Origin of the sequence: Streptomyces sp. NPDC051133 (assembly GCF_040682635.1) — a bacterium.
Taxonomy (GTDB): Bacteria; Actinomycetota; Actinomycetes; order Streptomycetales; family Streptomycetaceae; genus Streptomyces.
Genome location: NZ_JBFBBK010000020.1, coordinates 110,457 through 129,896, shown reverse-complemented (window position 1 = coordinate 129,896; position 19,440 = coordinate 110,457). Strand labels below are relative to the sequence as shown.

The window sequence follows — 19,440 nt, the reverse complement described above, 5'->3', positions numbered from 1 at the left end:
CTCAGACCTCGGCCTCCTTGCGGCCGGTCGGCAGGGTGAGGGCCAGGTACAGCACCAGGGAGGTGCCGAGGCCGACCGCCCAGCCGTAGTCGGCGAGGGAGGACAGGGCGGGGATCGGGCGGCCGTCGATCAGCGGCTTGAAGCTGGCGCCGCCGACGGCGAGGACACCGCCCACGACGAACGCGGCGACCGCCCGCCAGTTCCAGCCGCCCGTGTACCAGTACCGGCCGCCGCTGCGGTACAGGTCGGCGAGGTCGAGCCGGGTGCGGCGCAGGATCCAGTAGTCGGCGACGAGGATGCCCGCGACCGTGCCGAGCAGTCCGCCGACCAGGCCGAGCCAGGTGAAGATGTAGCCCTGCGGGTCGGAGTAGAGCTTCCACGGGCAGATCAGCACGGCGAGTACGGCGGTGATCAGGGCGCCGGTGCGGAAACTCACCTTACGCGGCGCCACGTTGGAGAAGTCGAAGGCCGGGGAGACCAGGTTGGCCGCGATGTTCACGGAGAGGGTGGCCACCAGGACGGTGACGAGGGCGTAGAGCAGCCCCACCACGTTGTCCGTCTTCGCCGCCAGCTGGACCGGGTCCCAGACCGGCTTGCCGTACACCGCCTGCGAGCCGGAGGTGACCAGGACCGACAGGAACGCGAACAGGGTCATCGTGGTGGGCAGGCCGAGGGCCTGGCCCCGGGTCTGCGCCTTCTGGCTCCTGCCGTACCGGGTGAAGTCCGGGATGTTCAGCGACAGCGTGGACCAGAAGCCGATCATGCCCATCAAGGAGGGCGCGAACAGCTTCCAGAAGCCGGCGCCCCAGCCCAGCGTCGAGGGCTGGTCGAAGAGCGGGCCGACCCCGCCGGCCTTGCTGCTCATCCACCCCAGCATCACCAGCGCGCCGACGATCACGAAGGGCGCGGCCCAGTTCTCGAAGCGGCGGATGGTCTCCATGCCGCGGTGGATGATGGCGACCTGGAGCACCCAGAAGACCGCGAACGACAGCCACATGGTCCAGGCGTGGCCGCCGACGTGCGCCGCGTTCGACCAGCCGTCGCCGATGAGCTTGCCGGCGAGGAAGTAGATCGCCTCGCCGCCGATCCAGGTCTGGATGCCGAACCAGCCGCACGCCACCAACGCCCGCACGACGGCGGGCAGGTTGGCGCCGCGGATGCCGAAGGAGGCGCGGGCGAAGACGGGGAAGGGGATGCCGTACTTGGGGCCCGCGTGTCCGGTCAGGAGCATCGGGACCAGCACGACGAGGTTGGCGAGGGCGATGGTGAACACGGCCTGCTTCCAGTCCATGCCCACCGCGATCAGCCCGGAGGCCAGGGTCCAGGACGCGGTGTTGTGGGCCATGCCGACCCACAGCGCGGAGAAGTTGTACGTCGTCCAGGTGCGCTTCGCCACCGGGACGGGGAGCAGGTCGTCGTTGGCGTACGGGCCGCTGGGCGGCGGAGTTCCAGGGGCGAGTTCCACGCGCCCGTCGGGCAGGGTGACTTGGCCGGTAAGGGGTATGGCCGCGGGAGCGGTGTCGGTCATGGGCTGGCCAATCGGGGAGAGGGGATCGGGAACGGCCGTTGCGGGCACCAGCCCCCTCCCCGGGACGGCGGGGAGGGGTGACCAGGAGGGGCGTGGGGGGCTCTCGGACTCGGCTTCTCGGCTTCTGGGCTTCTGGGCTTCTGGGCTTCAGGGCTTCAGGAGTTGACGGCGGGGATCACCTGGCTCCCGTAGGCGTCGATGGTGGCCTCCTGCGCGTCGTGCATGTCGTACACCGCGAACTGGTCGACGCCCAGGGCGCGCAGCGCCTTCAGTTTCTCGACGTGCTTCGCGGGCGGGCCGATGACGCAGAACCGGTCGACGATCTCGTCCGGCACGAACCGGGTGTCCGGGTTGCCGCTGCGCCCGTGGTGGGAGTAGTCGTAGCCCTCGCGGGCCTTGATGTAGGCGGTGAGTTCCTCGGGGACCTGGGCGGAGTGCTCGCCGTACTTGGCGACCAGGTCGGCGACGTGGTTGCCGACCATGCCGCCGAACCAGCGGCACTGCTCACGGGCGTGGGCGAGCGCCTCGGGCGAGTCGTCCTCGGTGACGTAGGCGGGGGCGGCGACGCAGACGGTGACCTCGGACGGGTCGCGCCCGGCGGCGGCCGCGGCGTCCTTGACGGCCTTCACCATGTACCGGGTCAGATACAGGTCGGACAGCTGAAGGATGAAGCCGTCGGCCTCCTCACCGGTCATCTTCAGCGCCTTCGGGCCGTACGCGGCCATCCAGACGGGGAGTTCGGCGCCCTCCCCGATCCACGGGAACCGGATCTTCGTGCCGCCGAGGTCCGCCTCCTCCCCCCGGCCGAGGGCACGGATGACCTTCATGGCCTCGCTGATCCGGGCGAGGGTGTTGGGCGTGCGGCCGGCGACCCGCATCGCCGAGTCGCCGCGGCCGATGCCGCAGACGGTGCGGTTGCCGAACATGTCGTTGAGGGTGGCGAAGGTGGAGGCGGTGACCTCCCACGTGCGGGTGCCCGGGTTGGTGACCATCGGGCCGACCTTCAGCTTCGTGGTGTTCGCGAGGATCTGACTGTAGATCACGAACGGCTCCTGCCAGAGCACGGCGGAGTCGAAGGTCCAGCCGTAGCGGAAGCCGTTGCGCTCGGCCCGCTTCATCAGGCTGACGACACGGGAGGCCGGCGGGTCGGTCTGCAGGACGAGTCCGAAGTCCATGGTGCACGCTCCTAGTCGAGGTACTGGCAGGTGGAGCGCGGGGTGAAGACGCCGTGCCCGGCGCGTCCGGTGTACTCCCGCTGGTCGATGACGACCTCGCCGCGCGAGAGGACCGTCTCGACCCGGCCGGTGACCCGCTTGCCCTCGTACGCCGAGTAGTCGACGTTCATGTGGTGGGTCGCGGCGGAGATCACCTGTTCGGCGTGCGGGTCGTAGATCACCACGTCCGCGTCGGCCCCCGGCGTGATCGTGCCCTTCTTCGGGTAGAGGCCGAACATCCGGGCCGGGGTGGCGCAGGCGATCTCGATCCAGCGGCGGCGGCTGAGGTGTCCGTCGACGACGGCCTGGTGGAGCAGGTCCATGCGGTTCTCCACGCCCGGCAGACCGTTGGGGATCTTCGAGAAGTCGCCGCGGCCCAGTTCCTTCTGACCGGTGAAGCAGAACGGGCAGTGGTCGGTGGAGACCACCTGGAGGTCGTCGGTGCGCAGGCCCTTCCACAGCGCGGCCTGGTGCTCCCTGGGCCTGAGCGGCGTGCTGCACACGTACTTCGCGCCCTCGAAGTCCGGCTCGGCGAGGTTGTCGGTGGACAGGAACAGGTACTGCGGGCAGGTCTCGCCGAACACGGGGAGGCCGTCGTCGCGGGCGCGGGTCAGTTCGGCCACCGCCTGAGCGGCCGAGACGTGCACGACGTACAGCGGGGCGCCGGCGACCTGGGCGAGCCGGATGGCGCGGTGGGTGGCCTCGGCCTCCAGCAGGGCCTTGCGGACCTCGCCGTGGTGGCGCGGGTCGGTCTCGCCCCGGGCGAGGGCCTGTTCGACCAGGACGTCGATCGCGATGCCGTTCTCGGCGTGCATCATGATCAGCCCGCCGTTCTCGGCGGCACGCTGCATGGCGCGCAGGATCTGCCCGTCGTCGCTGTAGAAGACGCCGGGGTAGGCCATGAACTGCTTGAAGGAGGTGACGCCCTCCTCCACCAGCAGGTCCATCTCCTTGAGCGTCTCCTGGTTCACGTCGGAGACGATCATGTGGAAGGCGTAGTCGATCGCGCAGGTGCCCTCCGCCTTGGCGTGCCAGGCGTCCAGGCCCTCGCGCAGGGTGTGGCCGACGCTCTGGATGGCGAAGTCGACGATCGTGGTCGTACCGCCCCAGGCGGCGGCCCTGGTGCCGGTCTCGAAGGTGTCGGCGGCGGTGGTGCCGCCGAACGGCATCTCCATGTGGGTGTGGCCGTCGACGCCGCCCGGGATGACGTACTTGCCGGTGGCGTCGATGACCTTCTCGGCGGTGAACGCCCCGGCCGCGGGGGTGCCGGAGGCGGCGAGGGCGGCGATGCGGCCGTCCTCGATCAGCACGTCGGCGTGGATCTCGTCGGAGGCGGTGATGACGAGACCACCGCGGATCACGGTACGGCTGCTCATGCTGCTCCCTCGGTCACTCGGTTCTGGTCAGGGTGCGGTCAGCGGTGTGTACGCCCCCGGCGCGCGGTCGCGGTAGAACTGCCAGCGGTCGCGGACCTCCCGGAGTTTGGCGAGGTCCAGGTCGCGTACGACGAGTTCGGTCTCCTTGTCGCTCGCGACCTCGCCGACGAACTGGGCCTCGGGGTCCACGAAGTAGGTGGTGCCGTAGAAGTCGTTGTCGCCCAGGTCCTCCACGCCGACCCGGTTGATCGCGCCGACGAAGTACTCGTTGGCGACGGCCGCCGCCGGCTGCTCCAGCTGCCACAGGTAGCGGGACAGACCGCGGGAGGTGGCCGAGGGGTTGAAGACGATCTCGGCACCGGCGAGGCCGAGCGCCCGCCAGCCCTCGGGGAAGTGACGGTCGTAGCAGATGTAGACGCCGATCCTGCCGACGGCGGTGTCGAAGACCGGCCAGCCGCTGTTGCCCGGGCGGAAGTAGAACTTCTCCCAGAACCCCCGCACCTGGGGGATGTGGGTCTTGCGGTACTTGCCGAGGTAGGAGCCGTCCGCGTCGATCACGGCGGCGGTGTTGTACAGGACGCCCGGCTGCTCCTCCTCGTACATCGGCAGGACGAGGACGATGCCCAGCTCGCGGGCGAGGCGCTGGAAGCGCTGGACGGTGGGTCCTTCGGGGATACGCTCGGCGTACTCGTAGAACGCCTTGTCCTGGACCTGGCAGAAGTAGGGGCCGTAGAACAGCTCCTGGAAGCAGAGGACTTGGGCGCCCTGGGCGGCGGCGTCGCGGGCCGCCTGCTCGTGGACCTGGATCATGGACTCCTTGTCGCCGGTCCAGGCGGTCTGGAACAGGGCGGCACGGATCACTCGGCTCATCGAGGCCTCCGGTAGCTCGGTGTGCCGTGAGCGTAGAAAAGCCCGGACGGCCGCCTCGACGGGCAGCGTGTCACGTCTGCGTGCGGTCGGCGTGCCACCGTGTCACGCGTTCGCTGGCCCATGTTTCACCGCCGTTTTTCCAGGTCGTCGCTTGTTTCACCGCTGTTGCGCGTCGTGCGCGAGGAGCGCGATGTGCACGGAGGCCGCCTGTTCGAAGTCGTCCAGGTCGACGCCGAGGCGGGCCTGTATCGCCTCCAGGCGGCGGTAGAGGGCGGGCCGGGAGACGTGGTGGAGCTGGGCGGTGCGGGACTTGTTGCGGCCGGTCGCCAGGTACGTCCGCAGGACGTTGAGCAGCTCCGCGTCGCCCTCGCCCAGCAGCCCGTCCAGCTCCCGTTCGGCGAAGGACTGCACCTGCGGGTCGTCGCGCAGCAGCCGGACCAGCCCGCGCAGATGGACGTCCCTGAGCCGGACCACGGCCGGCAGGTCGAGCGCGGCGGAGGAGTCGGCGACGGCGTCGGCGACGTGCCGGGCCTCGCGCAGTCCGGCGGGTACGTCGTCCCAGGCGGTGCGCGGCGCGGCGGCGGCGACGACCGCGTTCGGCGCGCCGGTCTCGTCGCGCAGCCGGGCCGCGAAGTGCCCGGTGAGCGCCTCGGCGTTCTGGTCCCGGGCGAGGCTGAGGAGGACGGCGGTGGCCCCGCCGGCCGGCTCCGCGACCAGTCCTGACAGCCCCAGCAGCCGCAGCAGCCGCTCGACCCGGCCGGGTTCGGTGCCGGGGACGACGAGCGGGACGAAGGTCCGCCGGTTCACCGGCAGTCCGGCCGCGCGGGCCCGGGGCAGCAGCTGCCGGGCCGGTACGGCGCCGCCGAGGAGGTCAGTCAGCAGGCTCTGCGCGGACTGTTCCTCCCAGCTCTGCGCGCAGCCGCCGCCGAGCATGCGGTGCAGCACCAGCGCCTCGGCGGCCCGGTCGGCGAGGAGGCGCCCGCTGGCCGCGTCCCCGCGGTAGCCGCACAGCAGCAGCCGGCCCCACCGCTCCCCGCGCCCGCCCAGCTCGGCGCTGATCCAGCCGTCACCGGCGCCGGCACCGGCCTGCCGGGCGATCCGCTCCCAGTCGCGCAGCACGTCGTCCACCGCGGGCCGCTCCCCGGCCGTGGCGAGGACCCGGTGGGCGAGGTTGGTGACGACGACCGGGCAGCCGCTGTGCACGGCGACTTCGTCGAGGAGCCGTCCGAGGGGGGCGCCGGCCGTGATGAGGCCGGTGAGGGCGGTCCGGACCGACTCTGAGAGGCTGACGGCGGCGAACTTGCGCCGCACCAGCCGGGACTGGACCTCCTCCGTCAGCTCGGCGAACGGGGAGGGGCGGTGGAGGACCACCAGGGGCAGCTCGCAGCGGTCCGCCGCCCGCCGCATCGCGTCCGGGGGTGCGGGGAAGGCGCGGCCGAGGCCGAGGACGACCGCGGCGGCCTCCGCCCGGTGCAGCGACTGGATGTACTCGGCCTGCTTGGCCTCGTCGCCGGCGAGGAGCACTCCGGTGGTGAGCACCATCTCGCCGCCGCTGAGCATCACCCCGACGTCGGCGGCCTCGGCGACGTGCACCCAGCGCACCGCCCGGTCGAGCTGGCCGCGGCCGGCCACCACCTCGGGCTCCCCGGCGAGCACCCGCTCCAGGGTGAGCACCTGGCGGACGGAGAGGGCGGGTTCCCAGCCGTGCCGGGACTCCAAGGTGGTGGTCATGGCCGTACACCCGTTCTCTAGTAGGTGCTCCTGAGGGCCCGTTCCAGGATCGCCGCGCCCTCCTCGGCCTCGGCGACGGTGAGCGACAGCGGCGGGGCGATGCGCAGGGCGCTGGTGTCGTGGCCGCCGCCCTTGCCGATGAGCAGTCCGCCCTCGCGGGCCGTCTCCAGCACGGTCGCGGCGGCCTGCGGGTCGGCCTCGTCGGTGCCGGGCCGGGTCAGCTCGATGCCGATCATCAGTCCGCGCCCGCGCACCTCGCGCACGCCGGGCAGCTGGGCGGCGACCGCCCGGAGCCGTTCGATGAGCAGTCCGCCGACGCGGCGGGCGTTGCCCTGCAGGTCGTGTTCGAGGAGGTAGGTGAGGTTGGCGAGGCCGGCGGCCATGGTGATCTGGGTGCCGCCGAACGTCGAAATGCTGTTGGAGTCCAGGCAGTTCATGATCTCGGCGCGGGCGATCACCCCGCCGATCGAGGCGCCGTTGCCGATGCCCTTGGCGAAGGTGACGAGGTCGGGCGGGCCGCTGCGGGCGTGTGCCTGCCAGCCCCAGAAGTGGTCGCCGGTGCGTCCCCATCCGGTCTGCACCTCGTCGGCGATCCACAGCACGCCGTGTTCCTTCAGCACCTCGCGGAAGGCGGCGTAGAGGCCGTCCGGCGGGGAGGTGAAGCCGCCGACGCCCTGGACGGGTTCGGCGATCAGCGCGGCGGGCGGCCGGGTGTGCCCGAGGACGTCCTTCAGGTCGGCGACACAGGCGTCGATGAACGCGCGGTCGTCGAGCCCGGCGTACGGGCCCCGGCTGCGGACACCGCCGTGGACGTACAGCGTCTGCAGCGGGGACAGCGAGGTCGGGGACCAGCCGCGGTTGCCGGTGATGCCGACCGTGCTGAAGGACCGGCCGTGGTAGCTGTTGCGCATCGCGAGGACGGTGTTGCTGCGCCGGTAGGCGGTGGCGAGCAGCAGGGCGGTGTCGTTGGCCTCGGTGCCGGAGGTGGTGAAGAAGACCCGCGCGTCCGGGATGCCGCTCACCTGAGCGATCCGCTCGGCGAGTTCGACCATCGGCCGGTTGAGATAGAGGGTCGAGGAGTGCAGGATGCGCCCGGCCTGTTCGGCGACCGCCTTGGTCACCTCGGGCAGTGCGTGCGCGGTCATCGTCGTCAGGATGCCGCCGAAGAAGTCCAGGTACTTGTTGCCCGCGGAGTCCCAGACGTGGCGGCCCTCGCCGTGGGTGATCTCGATCGGCTCGTCGTAGTAGAGGGCGAGCCAGTCCGGGAGGACCTGGCGGTGGCGGGAGTAGAGGTCGTTCACGGCTGCACCAGCCCTTCGTAGGCGTCGGGGCGGCGGTCGCGGTAGAAGGCCCACTGCTGCCGCACGTCCTCGATGAGGTCGAAGTCGAGGTCGCGGACGAGGAGTTCCTCGGTCTTGTCGCTCGCCGGGTCGCCCACGAACCGGCCGCGCGGGTCGACGAAGTAGCTCGTGCCGTAGAAGTCGTTGTCGCCGTACTCCTCCTGGCCGACCCGGTTGATGGCGGCGACGAAGTACTCGTTGGCGACGGCGGCGGCGGGCTGCTCCAGCTGCCAGAGGTAGGCGGACAGGCCGCGGTGGGTGGCGGACGGGTTGTAGACCAACTGGGCACCGTTGAGGCCCAGTTGCCGCCAGCCCTCCGGGAAGTGCCGGTCGTAGCAGATGTAGACGCCGACCTTGCCGACGGCGGTGTCGAAGACCGGCCAGCCGAGGTTGCCGGGTTTGAAGTAGTACTTCTCCCAGAAGCCCTTCACCTGCGGGATGTGGTGCTTGCGGTACTTGCCGAGGTAGCTTCCGTCGGCGTCGATCACGGCGGCGGTGTTGTAGTAGAAGCCGGACTGCTCGACCTCGAAGACCGGTACGACGATCACCATGCCGGTCTCGCGGGCGAGGGCCCGCATCCGGCGCACGGTCGGCCCGTCGGGCACCGGCTCCGCCCAGCGGTAGTGCTCGGGCTCCTGGACCTGGCAGAAGTAGGGGGCGTTGAAGACTTCCTGGAAGCCGATGATGCTCGCGCCCCGGCGGGCCGCCTCGCGGGCGTGCTCCTCGTGTTTCGCCACCATGGACTCGGTGTCGCCGGTCCAGGTGGCCTGGACCAGTGCGGCTCGTACGACGTTGGCCATGAGCTGCTCCTTCGACGGGACGTCAGAGCCTCTACGCCCGTAGAGCAGGCCGTAGAGGGACGAACGTAAGCCTCCGCGGGGCCCTTGCCAAGACCATCGTCGTCAACCCGCGGAGTCGATCATGTTTCGCACTCCTGTGGGTGAGCAGGCGGGCCGGCCGGGGCGCCGGAACCGGGGCACATCGGGACGACATTATCCGGTGCCGGTCACGTCGTGTGCCCGGCGACTCGCAGTGCGTGCACGAGGTCCCAGTGCCGTTCCTCGGAGACGGCGCGGGCGGCCTCCAGCAGCAGGGGCACGAGCCGCCGCGGATCGGCCGCGGCGCTGCGCGCGGCCTCCTCGGGGGTGCGGACCCGCACATAGGCGTCCAGCAGCGCCCGCACCTCGCTCCGCCGCCCCTCGCCGTCCAGCCGCAGCACGGCGGCGCCGATCCGCTCGGCCGGCCGGGCCACGCCCTGACGCAGCATCTGCCGCCCGTCCTCGTGCCGCCCGGCCGCGGTCAGCGCGTCGGCGGCGGCCACCAGCCGCTCGGCGGGCAGCGAGGCGGACTCCCACAGCAGCGTCGCCCAGTCGGCGCCGAGCCCGGCCCGGTGCAGGGCGTCCGCGAGCAGCGGGAAGCGGGCGGCGGGCCATTGCGCGGCCTCGACGAGCAGCACATGCGCCTCGCCGCTGCGCCCTTCGGCCCGCAACCGCCCCAGCCGCTCCACGGCCCGGCCGACGGCCCGCGCCCCTTCTGCCCCGCCCCTCTCCTCCACCACGCCGCGGGCCACCGGCTCCGCCGCCGCACCCCCGGCGAACCGGGCCCCACGGGGCGCACGGCGCCCGCCGCCCGCGCCCTGATCCGGCACCGGTGCCTGCGCCGGCGGTACGACGACGGGCGCCGCACCGGCCTCGTCCATCCCGGCAAACCGCGCCCCACCCCGCCGCCTCCGGGGCTCGGCGGGGGTGGTGGGGGGCGGCTGCTCGGTGGAGGTGGCAGGGGGCTGCGGCTCGGTGGGGGCGGCAGGGGGCTGAGGCCCGGCGAAAGCGGCAGGAGGCTGGGACTGGGCGGGGGCAGCAGAGGGCCCGGGCCCGGCGAAAGCGGCAGGGGGCTGGGACTCGGCGGGGGCGGCAGAAGGCTGCGACCCGGCAAAGGCGGCAGGACGCTGGGATTCGTCGAGGACGGTAGGAGGCCGCGACTCGCCAGGGGCGACAGGAGGCTGTGACCCGGCAAAGGCGGCAGGAGACCAGGACTCACCGGGGGCGGCAGGAGGCCGCGACTCGCCAGAGGCGACAGAAGGCTGCAACCCGGCAAAGGCGGCAGGCGGCTGCAACCCGGCGAAAGCGGCAGGAGGCAGGGACTCGCCAGAGGCGACAGAAGGCTGCGACCCGGCAAAGGCGGCAGATGGCTGGGCCCCGGCGGGAGCGGCCGGGGGCAGGGGCGCGCCGGCTCCGCCGGTCCTGCCGGTCCCACCGGCTCCTCCGGTCCCGCCAATTCCGCCAGCACCGCCAGTTCCGCCAGCACCGCCAATTCCGCCAGCACCGCCAGTTCCGCCGGTCCCGCCAATTCCGCCAGCACCGCCAGTTCCGCCGGTCCCACCAGTTCCGCCAGCACCACCAGTTCCGCCGGCTCCGCCGGTCCGCCCCGGCGGTCGCCCTGTCTCTCCCCGCACCCGCCGCGTCTCCCCCGGCCGGCCGTCCACCGGGCGCCGGTCCAGGGCGGTCAGGCGGTCGCGGAGTTCGGCACACCGGGCGGTGGCCCGCACGTGGTCGTCGTGGGCCCAGGCGAGGTCGAGGCGGAGGGACTCGACCTCCTCGGCAGAGGCCGGCGTGGACAGCAGGCGGCTCAGTTCCGCCTGGCGTTCGGCGGCGTACCGCTGTTCGCGGAGCATGACGTCGAGCCGGTCGGCCAGGGCGTCCCGGGCGCCGGGCCGGGCGTCGCACGCCGTGAGCGCGGCCCGGTACAGGGCACGGGCCCGTTCCCGTTCGGCCGCCGCCGCGGCGGCGCCGTACGCCGCGCCGAGGTCCCGCAGCAGCGCCTCCACCACGTCCCACGGCGGCACCTCGCGCCCGTCCAGGCACGCCCGCATGCCCTCGGGGTCCCGCTGCCAGAAGACCCCGCTCCAGCCGCCGCCCGGGTCGAGGCGGGCCAGCAGGCCGTCCAAGTAGTTCGCGAAGTCCCGCATCCGATCGGGGAGTTGCCCCACCGCCATCGTCCCGCTCCCGCCCGGCCGTCGGCACCGACGGTCAGCAGGCAACACCAGTCGTGTTACGGGCCTGCTACGCAGAGTTTTCCGGCAGAGTGCGGACCGCCCGACGCGCACTCCCGCCCGGTGCGCGCACTCCCTCGATGCCGCGGGGGCTCAGACGGCCACCGGCGCACACAGGACGGCCAGTTCGTCCATCGACAGGCCGAGGACCACGGCCAGCGCGGCCACGGTGAAGAACGCCGGTGTCGGCGCCCGCCCCGTCTCGATCTTGCGCAGCGTCTCGGGCGAGACGCCGGCCGCGGCGGCGACCTCCACCATGCTCCGCTCGCCGCGCGCCTCACGCAGCAGCCGCCCGAGCCGCTCGCCGCGCTCGCGCTCTTCGGGGGTGAGGGGGGTGCGCACCATGACCCCATTCTAATACCGCCCCGAGCCGCCCACCGGCCCGCACGGGACCGCAAGGCACCGCAAGGCACCGCAAGGGACCGCCCTATTCAAATACCGGTATAGTAATTGGCATGGTGGAACTGAAGACGGACACATCGATCGACGCGATGCACGCGGCGGGCCAGGTCGTCGGCCGCGCCCTGACGGCCGTACGCGAGGCCGCCCGGGTGGGCGTCTCGCTGCTGGAGCTGGACGAGGTGGCACGGGAGGTGCTGCGCGCGGCCGGGGCATCCTCGCCGTTCCTCGGCTACCGGCCCTCCTTCGCCCCGACGCCCTTCCCCGCGGTCATCTGCGCGTCGGTCAACGACGCGATCGTGCACGGCGTCCCCACCCGATACCGGCTCCGCGACGGCGACCTGCTCTCCGTCGACTGCGGCGCCGAACTGGGCGGCTGGGCCGGCGACTCGGCGATCAGCTTCACGGTGGGCCGGGCGCGCCCGGACGACCTGCGCCTGATCGAGACGGCCGAGCGCGCCCTCGCGGCCGGCATCGAGGCGGCCGTCGTCGGCCACCGCATCGGCGACATCGCCCACGCCGTCGGCCGGGTCTGCCGCACGGCCGGCTACGGCGTCCCGCAGGGCTTCGGCGGTCACGGGGTGGGCCGCCGTATGCACGAGGACCCGGAGGTCCCCAACGAGGGCCGTCCGGGCCGGGGCCTGCCGCTGCGGCCGGGCATGGTCCTCGCCATCGAGCCCATGCTGATCGCGAGCGGCAAGGACGACTATTACGAGGCGGGCGACGGCTGGACCCTCCGGACGAGCGACGGCTCCCGCGCGGCCCACGTGGAGCACACGGTGGCGGTCACGGAGAACGGCCCCCGGATCCTGACGGCTCGCGTGCCGTCCTAGCGGGGCGGGCCCGGCCGCCCCGTGGGCGAACATGCCACCCCCCACGGATCGTGCCATCGTGGGCATGAGCACCCCACCCCCGGGTTACCCGGCGGAGCCAGTCTTCAGCGAAGGAACGGAACGCCATGACCAACGGCTACCCTCCTGACCCCTTCGGCGAATTCCTGGCCGGCTTCTTCAGCGGAGCCGCCGGCGGCGCCCGGAGCCCGCGCCACATCGACATCGGCCGTCTGCTCAGCCAGCCGGCCCGGGAGCTGGTCAGAGGGGCCGCCGTCTACGCCGTCGAGCACGGCAGCCGGGATCTGGACACCCAGCACCTGCTGCGCGCGGCCGTGGCCAGCGAGCCCACGCGGAGTCTGCTGAGCCGGGCCGGCGCGGACCCCGACTCGCTCGCGACGGAGATCGACGACCGGGCGGGCCCGGCGCAGCACCCGCCGGGCGAGGTCCCGCCGCCGACCTCGCTGTCGCTGACCCCGGCCGTCAAGCGCGCCCTGCTGGACGCGCACGACATGGCGCGGGCCAGCGGCGCCGGGTACATCGGCCCGGAGCACGTGCTGAGCGCGCTGGCCTCGAACCCGGACTCGGCCGCCGGGCACATCCTGAACGCGGCCCGTTTCTCGGCCGGCTCGCTGCCGCCCGAGGCCCCGGAGACCACCCAGACCCGCCCGGAGCGGCAGCGGTCCACCGGCACGCCCACCCTGGACAAGTACGGCCGCGACCTGACCGAGCTGGCCCGGCAGGACCGCATCGACCCGGTCATCGGCCGGGACACCGAGATCGAGCAGACCATCGAGGTGCTGTCACGGCGCGGCAAGAACAACCCCGTCCTCATCGGGGACGCGGGGGTCGGCAAGACGGCCATCGTCGAGGGCCTCGCCCAGCGGATCGTCGACGGGGACGTCCCGGACAAGCTGGTCGGCCGCCGGGTCGTCGCCCTCGACCTGACCGGGGTCGTGGCCGGTACCCGGTACCGGGGCGACTTCGAGGAGCGCCTGAACAACATCGTCGAGGAGATCCGTGCCCACTCCGACCGGCTGATCGTGTTCATCGACGAGCTGCACACCGTCGTGGGCGCGGGCTCCGGCGGCGAGGGCGGCGCGATGGACGCCGGGAACATCCTCAAGCCCGCCCTCGCCCGGGGCGAACTGCACATCGTGGGCGCGACCACGCTGGAGGAGTTCCGCCGGATCGAGAAGGACGCGGCGCTGGCCCGCCGGTTCCAGCCGATCCTGGTGCCCGAGCCGACGGTCGCGGACACGATCGAGATCCTGCGCGGGCTGCGCGACCGCTACGAGGCCCACCACCAGGTCCGCTACACCGACGAGGCGCTGGTCGCCGCCGTGGAGCTGTCGGACCGGTACCTCACCGACCGGCGGCTGCCGGACAAGGCGATCGACCTGATCGACCAGGCGGGCGCCCGGGTACGGCTCGGCGCCCGGACCAAGGGGACCGACGTGCGGGCGATGGAGCGCGAGGTCGATCAGCTGGTCCGGGACAAGGACCAGTCCGTCGCCGACGAGGACTACGACCGGGCCAAGGAGCTGCGCGACCGTATCGGCGAGCTGAAGCAGCGGATCGCCGAGGTCAGCGGCGACGAGAAGGTAGACGAGGGCCTCGACCTGGAGGTGACGGCGGAAGCCATCGCCGAGGTGGTGTCCCGGCAGACCGGCATCCCGGTCAGCCGGCTCACCCAGGAGGAGAAGGAACGGCTGCTCGGTCTGGAGGAGCACCTGCACCAGCGGGTGGTCGGCCAGGAGGAGGCCGTCGCCGTGGTCTCGGAGGCCGTGCTGCGCTCCCGCGCGGGGCTCGCGAGCCCGAACCGGCCGATCGGCAGCTTCCTCTTCCTCGGCCCGACCGGCGTCGGCAAGACCGAGCTGGCCCGCGCGCTCGCCGAGGCGCTGTTCGGCAGCGAGGACCGCATGGTCCGCCTCGACATGAGCGAGTACCAGGAGCGGCACACCGTGTCCCGGCTGGTCGGCGCCCCGCCCGGGTACGTCGGCCACGAGGAGGCCGGCCAGCTCACCGAGGTGGTGCGCCGGCACCCGTACTCGCTGCTCCTCCTCGACGAGGTGGAGAAGGCACACCCGGACGTCTTCAACATCCTGCTGCAGGTGCTGGACGACGGCCGGCTGACCGACTCCCAGGGCCGGACGGTGGACTTCACCAACACGGTCATCGTGATGACCAGCAACCTCGGATCCGAGGCGATCACCCGGCGCGGTGCCGGGATCGGGTTCGGGCCGGGCGGTGCGGACGCCGACGAGGAGGCCCGCCGGGAGCAGATCCTGCGCCCGCTGCGCGAGCACTTCCGGCCGGAGTTCCTCAACCGCATCGACGAGATCGTGGTCTTCCGGCAGCTGACGAGCGAGCAACTGCGGCAGATCACCGACCTGTTGCTGGAGGGCACCCGGCGCCTGGTAGAGGGGCAGGGCGTCACGGTCGAGTTCACGGACGCGGCCGTCGACTGGATCGCCGAGCGCGGCTACCAGCCGGAGTACGGCGCCCGGCCGCTGCGCCGCACCATCCAGCGCGAGGTGGACAACCAGCTGTCCCGGCTGCTGCTGAACGGCACGATCTCCGAGGGCAGCCGGGTGACGGTGGACGTCGCGGACGGGCGGCTGGACTTCCGCCCTGCGGAAACCCGGCCGCCCGCGCCGGAGGAAACCCGGCCGCCCGCAACGGAGTTGTGACGCCGACGGGTCCTGCGTGACGACGGCGGGGCGGCGGGTCCTACGGCGCCGGGTCCACCACCATGGCCGAGCCGCCGCCGCGCCGTACCTTCTCGGCGGCGGCCAGCCACTTCCCGCCCGGCAGCCGCTGCACCCCGGTCGCCGCGCCGATCTCCGGGTTGAGCGAGAAGGAGTGCCCGATGGCCTCCAGCTGCTTCCTCAGGCCGGAGTCGTAGAGCGCCGGTTCGAGTTCCGTCTTCGCCGCGTTGCGCTGGCTGGCGCGGGGGGCGGCGATGGCGTCGACCAGCGGCAGACGCCGGTCGAGGAACCCGGTCAGGGTCTGCAGCACGGTGGTGATGATGGTCGCGCCGCCCGGTGAACCGAGCGCCACCACCGGCCGGTTGTGCCGGTCGAGCACGATGGTCGGCGAGATGGACGAGCGGGGCCGCTTGCCCGGGCCCGGCAGGTTCGGGTCGTGCACGGCCGGGTTGGCCGGGGCGAAGGAGAAGTCGGTCAGCTCGTTGTTGAGCAGGAAGCCCCGGCCGGGCACGGTGATGCCGCTGCCGCCGGTCTGCTCGATGGTGAGCGTGTAGGAGACGACGTCGCCCCACTTGTCGGCGACGGTCAGATGGGTGGTGTTCTCACCCTCGTACGTCGTGGGGGCCGCCGTACCGCCCTTGCCGCAGGCCGCCGGGTGGCGCGGGTCGCCGGGGGCGAGCGGGCTGGTGAGGACCGCGTCGTCCTTGATCAGGCAGGCCCGCGAGTCGGCGTACTCCTGCGACAGCAGCTGCCGGGTGGGGACGTCCTCGAAGGCGGGGTCGCCGACCCAGCGTCCGCGGTCGGCGAAGGAGATGCGGCTCGCCTCGATGAAGTGGTGCAGGTACTGCACCTCGCTCGCCTTGGAGAGGTCGGTCCGCTCCAGGATGTTGAGCGCCTCGCCGACCGTGGTGCCGCCCGAGGAGGACGGGGCGATGGAGTACACGTTCAGGCCCCGGTACGACGTCCTGGTGGGCGCCTGGAGCTTGGCGCGGTAGACGGCGAGGTCCTTCTCGGCCAGCTTGCCGGGGCGCGCGTTCCAGCCGGAGGCCGGGTCCACGGGCGGGTGTTCGACCGTGTTGACGATGTCGTCGCCGATGTCCCCTCGGTAGAGGGCGTCCGTTCCCCTGCGGCCCAGTTCCTCGTAGGTGCGGGCGAGTTCGGGGTTCTTGAACGTGGAGCCGACGACGGGCAGCCGCCCGTTCGGCAGGAACAGCTTGGCGGTGTCGGGGAAGTAGCGGAACCGGGTCTCGTTCGACGCGGTCTGCGAGCGGAAGGTGTCGTCCACGGTGAAGCCGTCGCGGGCGATGCGCTCGGCCGGCCGCAGGACCGTGCCGAGTCGTCGGGTGCCCCACTCGTCCAGGGCCGTCTGCCAGGTGGCGGGCGTGCCCGGCGTGCCCACGCTGAGGCCGCTGCTGACGGCGTCGTTGAAGGCGAGCGGCTTACCGTTCTCCGTGAACAGGCCGGCGTCGGCACTCTGCGGCGCGGTCTCCCGGCCGTCGACGGTGTGCACGGTGCGGGTCCTGGCGTCGTAGTAGACGAAGTAGCCGCCTCCGCCGACGCCGGCGGAGTAGGGCTCGGTGACCCCGAGCGCGGCCGCGGTGGCGACGGCCGCGTCGACCGCGTTGCCGCCGTGCCTGAGGACCTCGATGCCGGCGGCCGAGGCGTCCGCGTCGACGCTGGCGACCGCGCCGCCGTAGCCCACGGCGACGGGGACCTTGGTGACCGTCTCGCTCGTCTTCGCGTCGGGCGGCGCCGCCGCTCCCACCGACACCATGGCGGCCGAGACCGCCAGAACCGCCAGTTTCCGCGTGCCAGGACGACCCATCCGTACCTCCCGTCGGGACAGTCCGCGCAGCCTAACGAGATTGCCGTACCACCGACAGTACGCCTGCGTGCCCTGCCCCACGACCGTCATGGATCGAACACCGGTGCGTGCCGTTCCCGGGGCCCGCTAGCATGCGCGGCCATGAACGACGACGTGCGCAACATCGTCCTGGGCCTGGCGGCCACCGGGATATCCGCCTCGCTCGGCTGGCTCGCCCGTACGTATCTGTGGCGCCGCCGACTCCGGCGCAAGCAGGCGTTCTTCGGGTTGCCGGACCATTCCGAGTCGCTGCTGGTGGTCAACCGCAACGCGGGCGGTCCGGAGCTGTCGGTGATGCGGTACGACGTGTTCGCCCTGCTGGAACTCGCCGGCCTGATCAAGGACTGCCACGCGCACGCCCAGGTGGTGGCGCACGACGCCACCCAACAGGGCTTCGGCGAGCGGACGGAGTTCTGCGTCGGCGGTCCCTACTCGAACCGCCGGATGGCCGCCCATCTCTCCTCGCTGCTGCCGGGTGTGTGGATGAACGTGGAGACCGACGCCGGCGCGGAACTGGGCGCCTTCCGGATCGGCGGGGAGCACTACCGCATGGAGGGGGGCCGCAGCGAGTACGTGCTGCTCGCCCGGCTCAGCGCGGACGGGCACGGCGCGGGCCGGCCGGTGTTCCTTTTCTGCGGTCAGCGCGCCATCACCAACCAGGCCGCCACCCGCTATCTCGCCCGCCACCACGAGCGGCTGCACCGCAAGTACGGCACCGGGTCCTTCGTGTTGCTGCTGAAGGTGCTCAACTCGCAGGCGTACGGCCCCGATGTGGTGGAGCTGGTGGCGGACGTGACGCGGGCGGCGCGCACGCCCGTTCCCGATACGGCGTCCGCCGATACGGCCGCTTAGCGGTTCAACAATCTTTACTGGTACGTAACTTACCGACGGGTTACTTGCGGTAAAGGGCGGAGGTTACCGTCGGGTCACTTTGCACCGACACATGAAGGAGTGACCCATGGGAACCGGTCGCACCGCGCTGCGCACCTCCGCCGTCGGAGCCGTCTCGGCGGCACTGCTCGCCGGGACCGTCGTCGGGCTCGCCCCCGCCGCCCAGGCCGCGTCGTCCGTGCGCTTCGTGGACATCACCGGTGACGGCGGCACCGTGCTGAAGGCGAACGTCGTCACGCCCGCCGGCGCCGACGGCTCACACAGCTACCCGCTGGTCGTGCTGCCCACGAGCTGGAGCCTGCCCCAGGTGGAGTACCTCGCCCAGGCCCAGAAGCTCGCCGACGCCGGCTACGTGGTGCTCACCTACAACGTGCGCGGCTTCTGGCAGTCCGGCGGACAGATAGAAGTGGCCGGTCCGCCGGACATAGCGGACGCCTCCAAGGTCATCGACTGGGCCCTCGCCCACACCCCCGCCGACCCGCGGCACATCGGCATGGCGGGCGTCTCGTACGGCGCCGGGATCAGCCTCCTCGCCGCCGCGCACGACAAGCGCATCAAGGCGGTGGCCGCGCTCAGCGGCTGGGCCGATCTGGTCGGCTCGATCTACTCGGGCCGCACCCAGCACGTGCAGGCCCTCGGCGTGCTCGACGGCGCGGCCACCCTGACCGGGCGCGAGAGCCCCGAACTGCGCCAGATCTTCGACAACCTGTACTCCTCGAACCTGGGCAAGGAACAGGAGATGATCGACTGGGGGCGGAAGCGGTCCGCCGCCACCTATGTCGACCAGTTGAACGCGAACGGCCCCGCCGTGATGCTCGCCAACGCCTGGGGCGACACGGTCTTCCCCGCCAACCAGTACGCGGACTTCTACCAGAAGCTCACCGTGCCCAAGCGGCTGGAGCTGCGCCCCGGCGACCACGCGACGGCCGAACTCACCGGCCTGTTCGGGCTGCCCAACGACGTCTGGACGGACACCGAACGCTGGCTCGACCACTATCTGAAGGGCAGCGACAACGGCGTCGACCACGAGCAGCCGGTCCAGCTGAAGTCCCGTAGCGCGGGGGGATACGAGGGCTACCCGGACTGGAAGTCGGTCGGCGCGACCCGGCGGAAGATCGCGCTCGCGGGCTCCACCACCATCCACGCCAATGTCGACTCCGGGGCGGACGGCGGGATCGTCTTCCTCTCCAGCATCCTCGACCAGGTGGCCCAGCTGCCGCCGATGGCCTCGATGCCGCTGCTGCCGCGCCGTTGGGCGGCCGTGTGGCAGTCGGAGCGGTACGGCACGGCCCAGCGGGTGCGCGGCACCGCCGCCCTGCACACCACGCTCACCCCGACCGCCGAGAGCGGCACCCTCGTCGCCTACCTGTACGACGTGGGCCCGCTCGGCATCGGCAAGCTGATCACGCACGCGCCGTACACCTGGCACGGGCGGACGCCCGGTGAGCCGTTCGACGTCGACCTGGACCTGTTCTCCACGGCCTACGACGTCCCCGCCGGACACCGCCTCGCGCTGGTGGCCGACACGGTCGACCCGCTCTACATCGAGCACAACCCGTCCGGCGCGCAGCTGACCTTCTCCTCGCCTTCGGACGACCCGTCATACGTGTCCGTCCCGCTCGGCGAGCAGTGATCTC

Annotated in this window: 14 protein-coding genes; 4 read left to right on the top strand and 10 right to left on the bottom strand. The window is 72.2% G+C overall.

The genetic code is table 11. From position 1 onward, the window contains the following. Position 1: 1 nt before the first annotated feature. The 9 genes from AB0N17_RS21865 to AB0N17_RS21825 all read right to left on the bottom strand — a co-directional run bounded on the left by AB0N17_RS21865 (position 2) and on the right by AB0N17_RS21825 (position 11,453). Positions 2-1,528: an NCS1 family nucleobase:cation symporter-1 gene (locus tag AB0N17_RS21865; protein ID WP_366013080.1), complete on the bottom strand. Its 1,527-nt coding sequence runs from the start codon at positions 1,526-1,528 to the stop codon at positions 2-4. A gap of 155 nt (positions 1,529-1,683) precedes the next feature. Beyond that, positions 1,684-2,703, bottom strand: coding sequence for a TIGR03842 family LLM class F420-dependent oxidoreductase (locus tag AB0N17_RS21860; RefSeq protein ID WP_366013079.1), 1,020 nt, complete (start codon positions 2,701-2,703; stop codon positions 1,684-1,686). A gap of 11 nt (positions 2,704-2,714) precedes the next feature. Continuing rightward, the gene (gene hydA, locus AB0N17_RS21855; RefSeq protein ID WP_366013078.1) at positions 2,715-4,118 is read right to left on the bottom strand and encodes a dihydropyrimidinase; all 1,404 of its coding nucleotides are present in this window, start codon (positions 4,116-4,118) and stop codon (positions 2,715-2,717) included. Between the two features lie 27 nt (positions 4,119-4,145). Further along, positions 4,146-4,988 (bottom strand): nitrilase-related carbon-nitrogen hydrolase, encoded by an 843-nt coding sequence (locus AB0N17_RS21850; RefSeq protein ID WP_366013077.1) that lies wholly within the window; start codon positions 4,986-4,988, stop codon positions 4,146-4,148. A 156-nt stretch (positions 4,989-5,144) separates the two neighbouring features. Continuing rightward, positions 5,145-6,719 carry a PucR family transcriptional regulator gene (locus AB0N17_RS21845; RefSeq protein ID WP_366013076.1) on the bottom strand — a complete coding sequence of 525 codons (1,575 nt, stop codon included), beginning with the start codon at positions 6,717-6,719 and terminating at the stop codon, positions 5,145-5,147. A gap of 17 nt (positions 6,720-6,736) precedes the next feature. After that, positions 6,737-8,020, bottom strand: coding sequence for an aspartate aminotransferase family protein (locus tag AB0N17_RS21840; RefSeq protein WP_366013075.1), 1,284 nt, complete (start codon positions 8,018-8,020; stop codon positions 6,737-6,739). After that, a complete protein-coding gene (locus AB0N17_RS21835; RefSeq protein WP_366013074.1) occupies positions 8,017-8,859 on the bottom strand; it encodes a nitrilase-related carbon-nitrogen hydrolase in 843 nt (280 codons plus the stop codon). Before AB0N17_RS21835 ends, AB0N17_RS21840 begins: the two co-directional genes overlap by 4 nt. Positions 8,860-9,065: 206 nt before the next feature. Continuing rightward, entirely contained in the window at positions 9,066-9,758 is a 693-nt protein-coding gene (locus AB0N17_RS21830; protein WP_366013073.1) for a hypothetical protein, read from the bottom strand. A gap of 1,443 nt (positions 9,759-11,201) precedes the next feature. Continuing rightward, positions 11,202-11,453 (bottom strand): helix-turn-helix transcriptional regulator, encoded by a 252-nt coding sequence (locus AB0N17_RS21825; protein ID WP_366013072.1) that lies wholly within the window; start codon positions 11,451-11,453, stop codon positions 11,202-11,204. A 110-nt stretch (positions 11,454-11,563) separates the two neighbouring features. On the opposite strand from AB0N17_RS21825, the gene map reads away from it, so the two are divergent. Beyond that, positions 11,564-12,340: a type I methionyl aminopeptidase gene (map, locus tag AB0N17_RS21820; protein ID WP_366013071.1), complete on the top strand. Its 777-nt coding sequence runs from the start codon at positions 11,564-11,566 to the stop codon at positions 12,338-12,340. 125 nt (positions 12,341-12,465) lie between these two features. After that, complete coding sequence (locus AB0N17_RS21815; protein WP_366013070.1) at positions 12,466-15,030, top strand: ATP-dependent Clp protease ATP-binding subunit; 2,565 nt, start codon at positions 12,466-12,468, stop codon at positions 15,028-15,030. 40 nt (positions 15,031-15,070) lie between these two features. On the opposite strand, the gene ggt is transcribed toward AB0N17_RS21815, so the two are convergent. Next, a complete protein-coding gene (gene ggt, locus AB0N17_RS21810; protein WP_366013069.1) occupies positions 15,071-16,873 on the bottom strand; it encodes a gamma-glutamyltransferase in 1,803 nt (600 codons plus the stop codon). Positions 16,874-17,014: 141 nt separating this feature from the next. Between ggt and AB0N17_RS21805 the strand changes: the two genes are divergently transcribed. Together AB0N17_RS21805 and AB0N17_RS21800 are read left to right on the top strand one after the other, a co-directional pair. After that, on the top strand, positions 17,015-17,764 hold the full coding sequence (locus AB0N17_RS21805) for a hypothetical protein (protein WP_366013068.1): 750 nt from the start codon (positions 17,015-17,017) through the stop codon (positions 17,762-17,764). Positions 17,765-17,870: 106 nt separating this feature from the next. Further along, entirely contained in the window at positions 17,871-19,436 is a 1,566-nt protein-coding gene (locus tag AB0N17_RS21800) for an alpha/beta fold hydrolase (RefSeq protein WP_366013067.1), read from the top strand. The last annotated feature ends 4 nt before the right edge of the window (positions 19,437-19,440 follow it).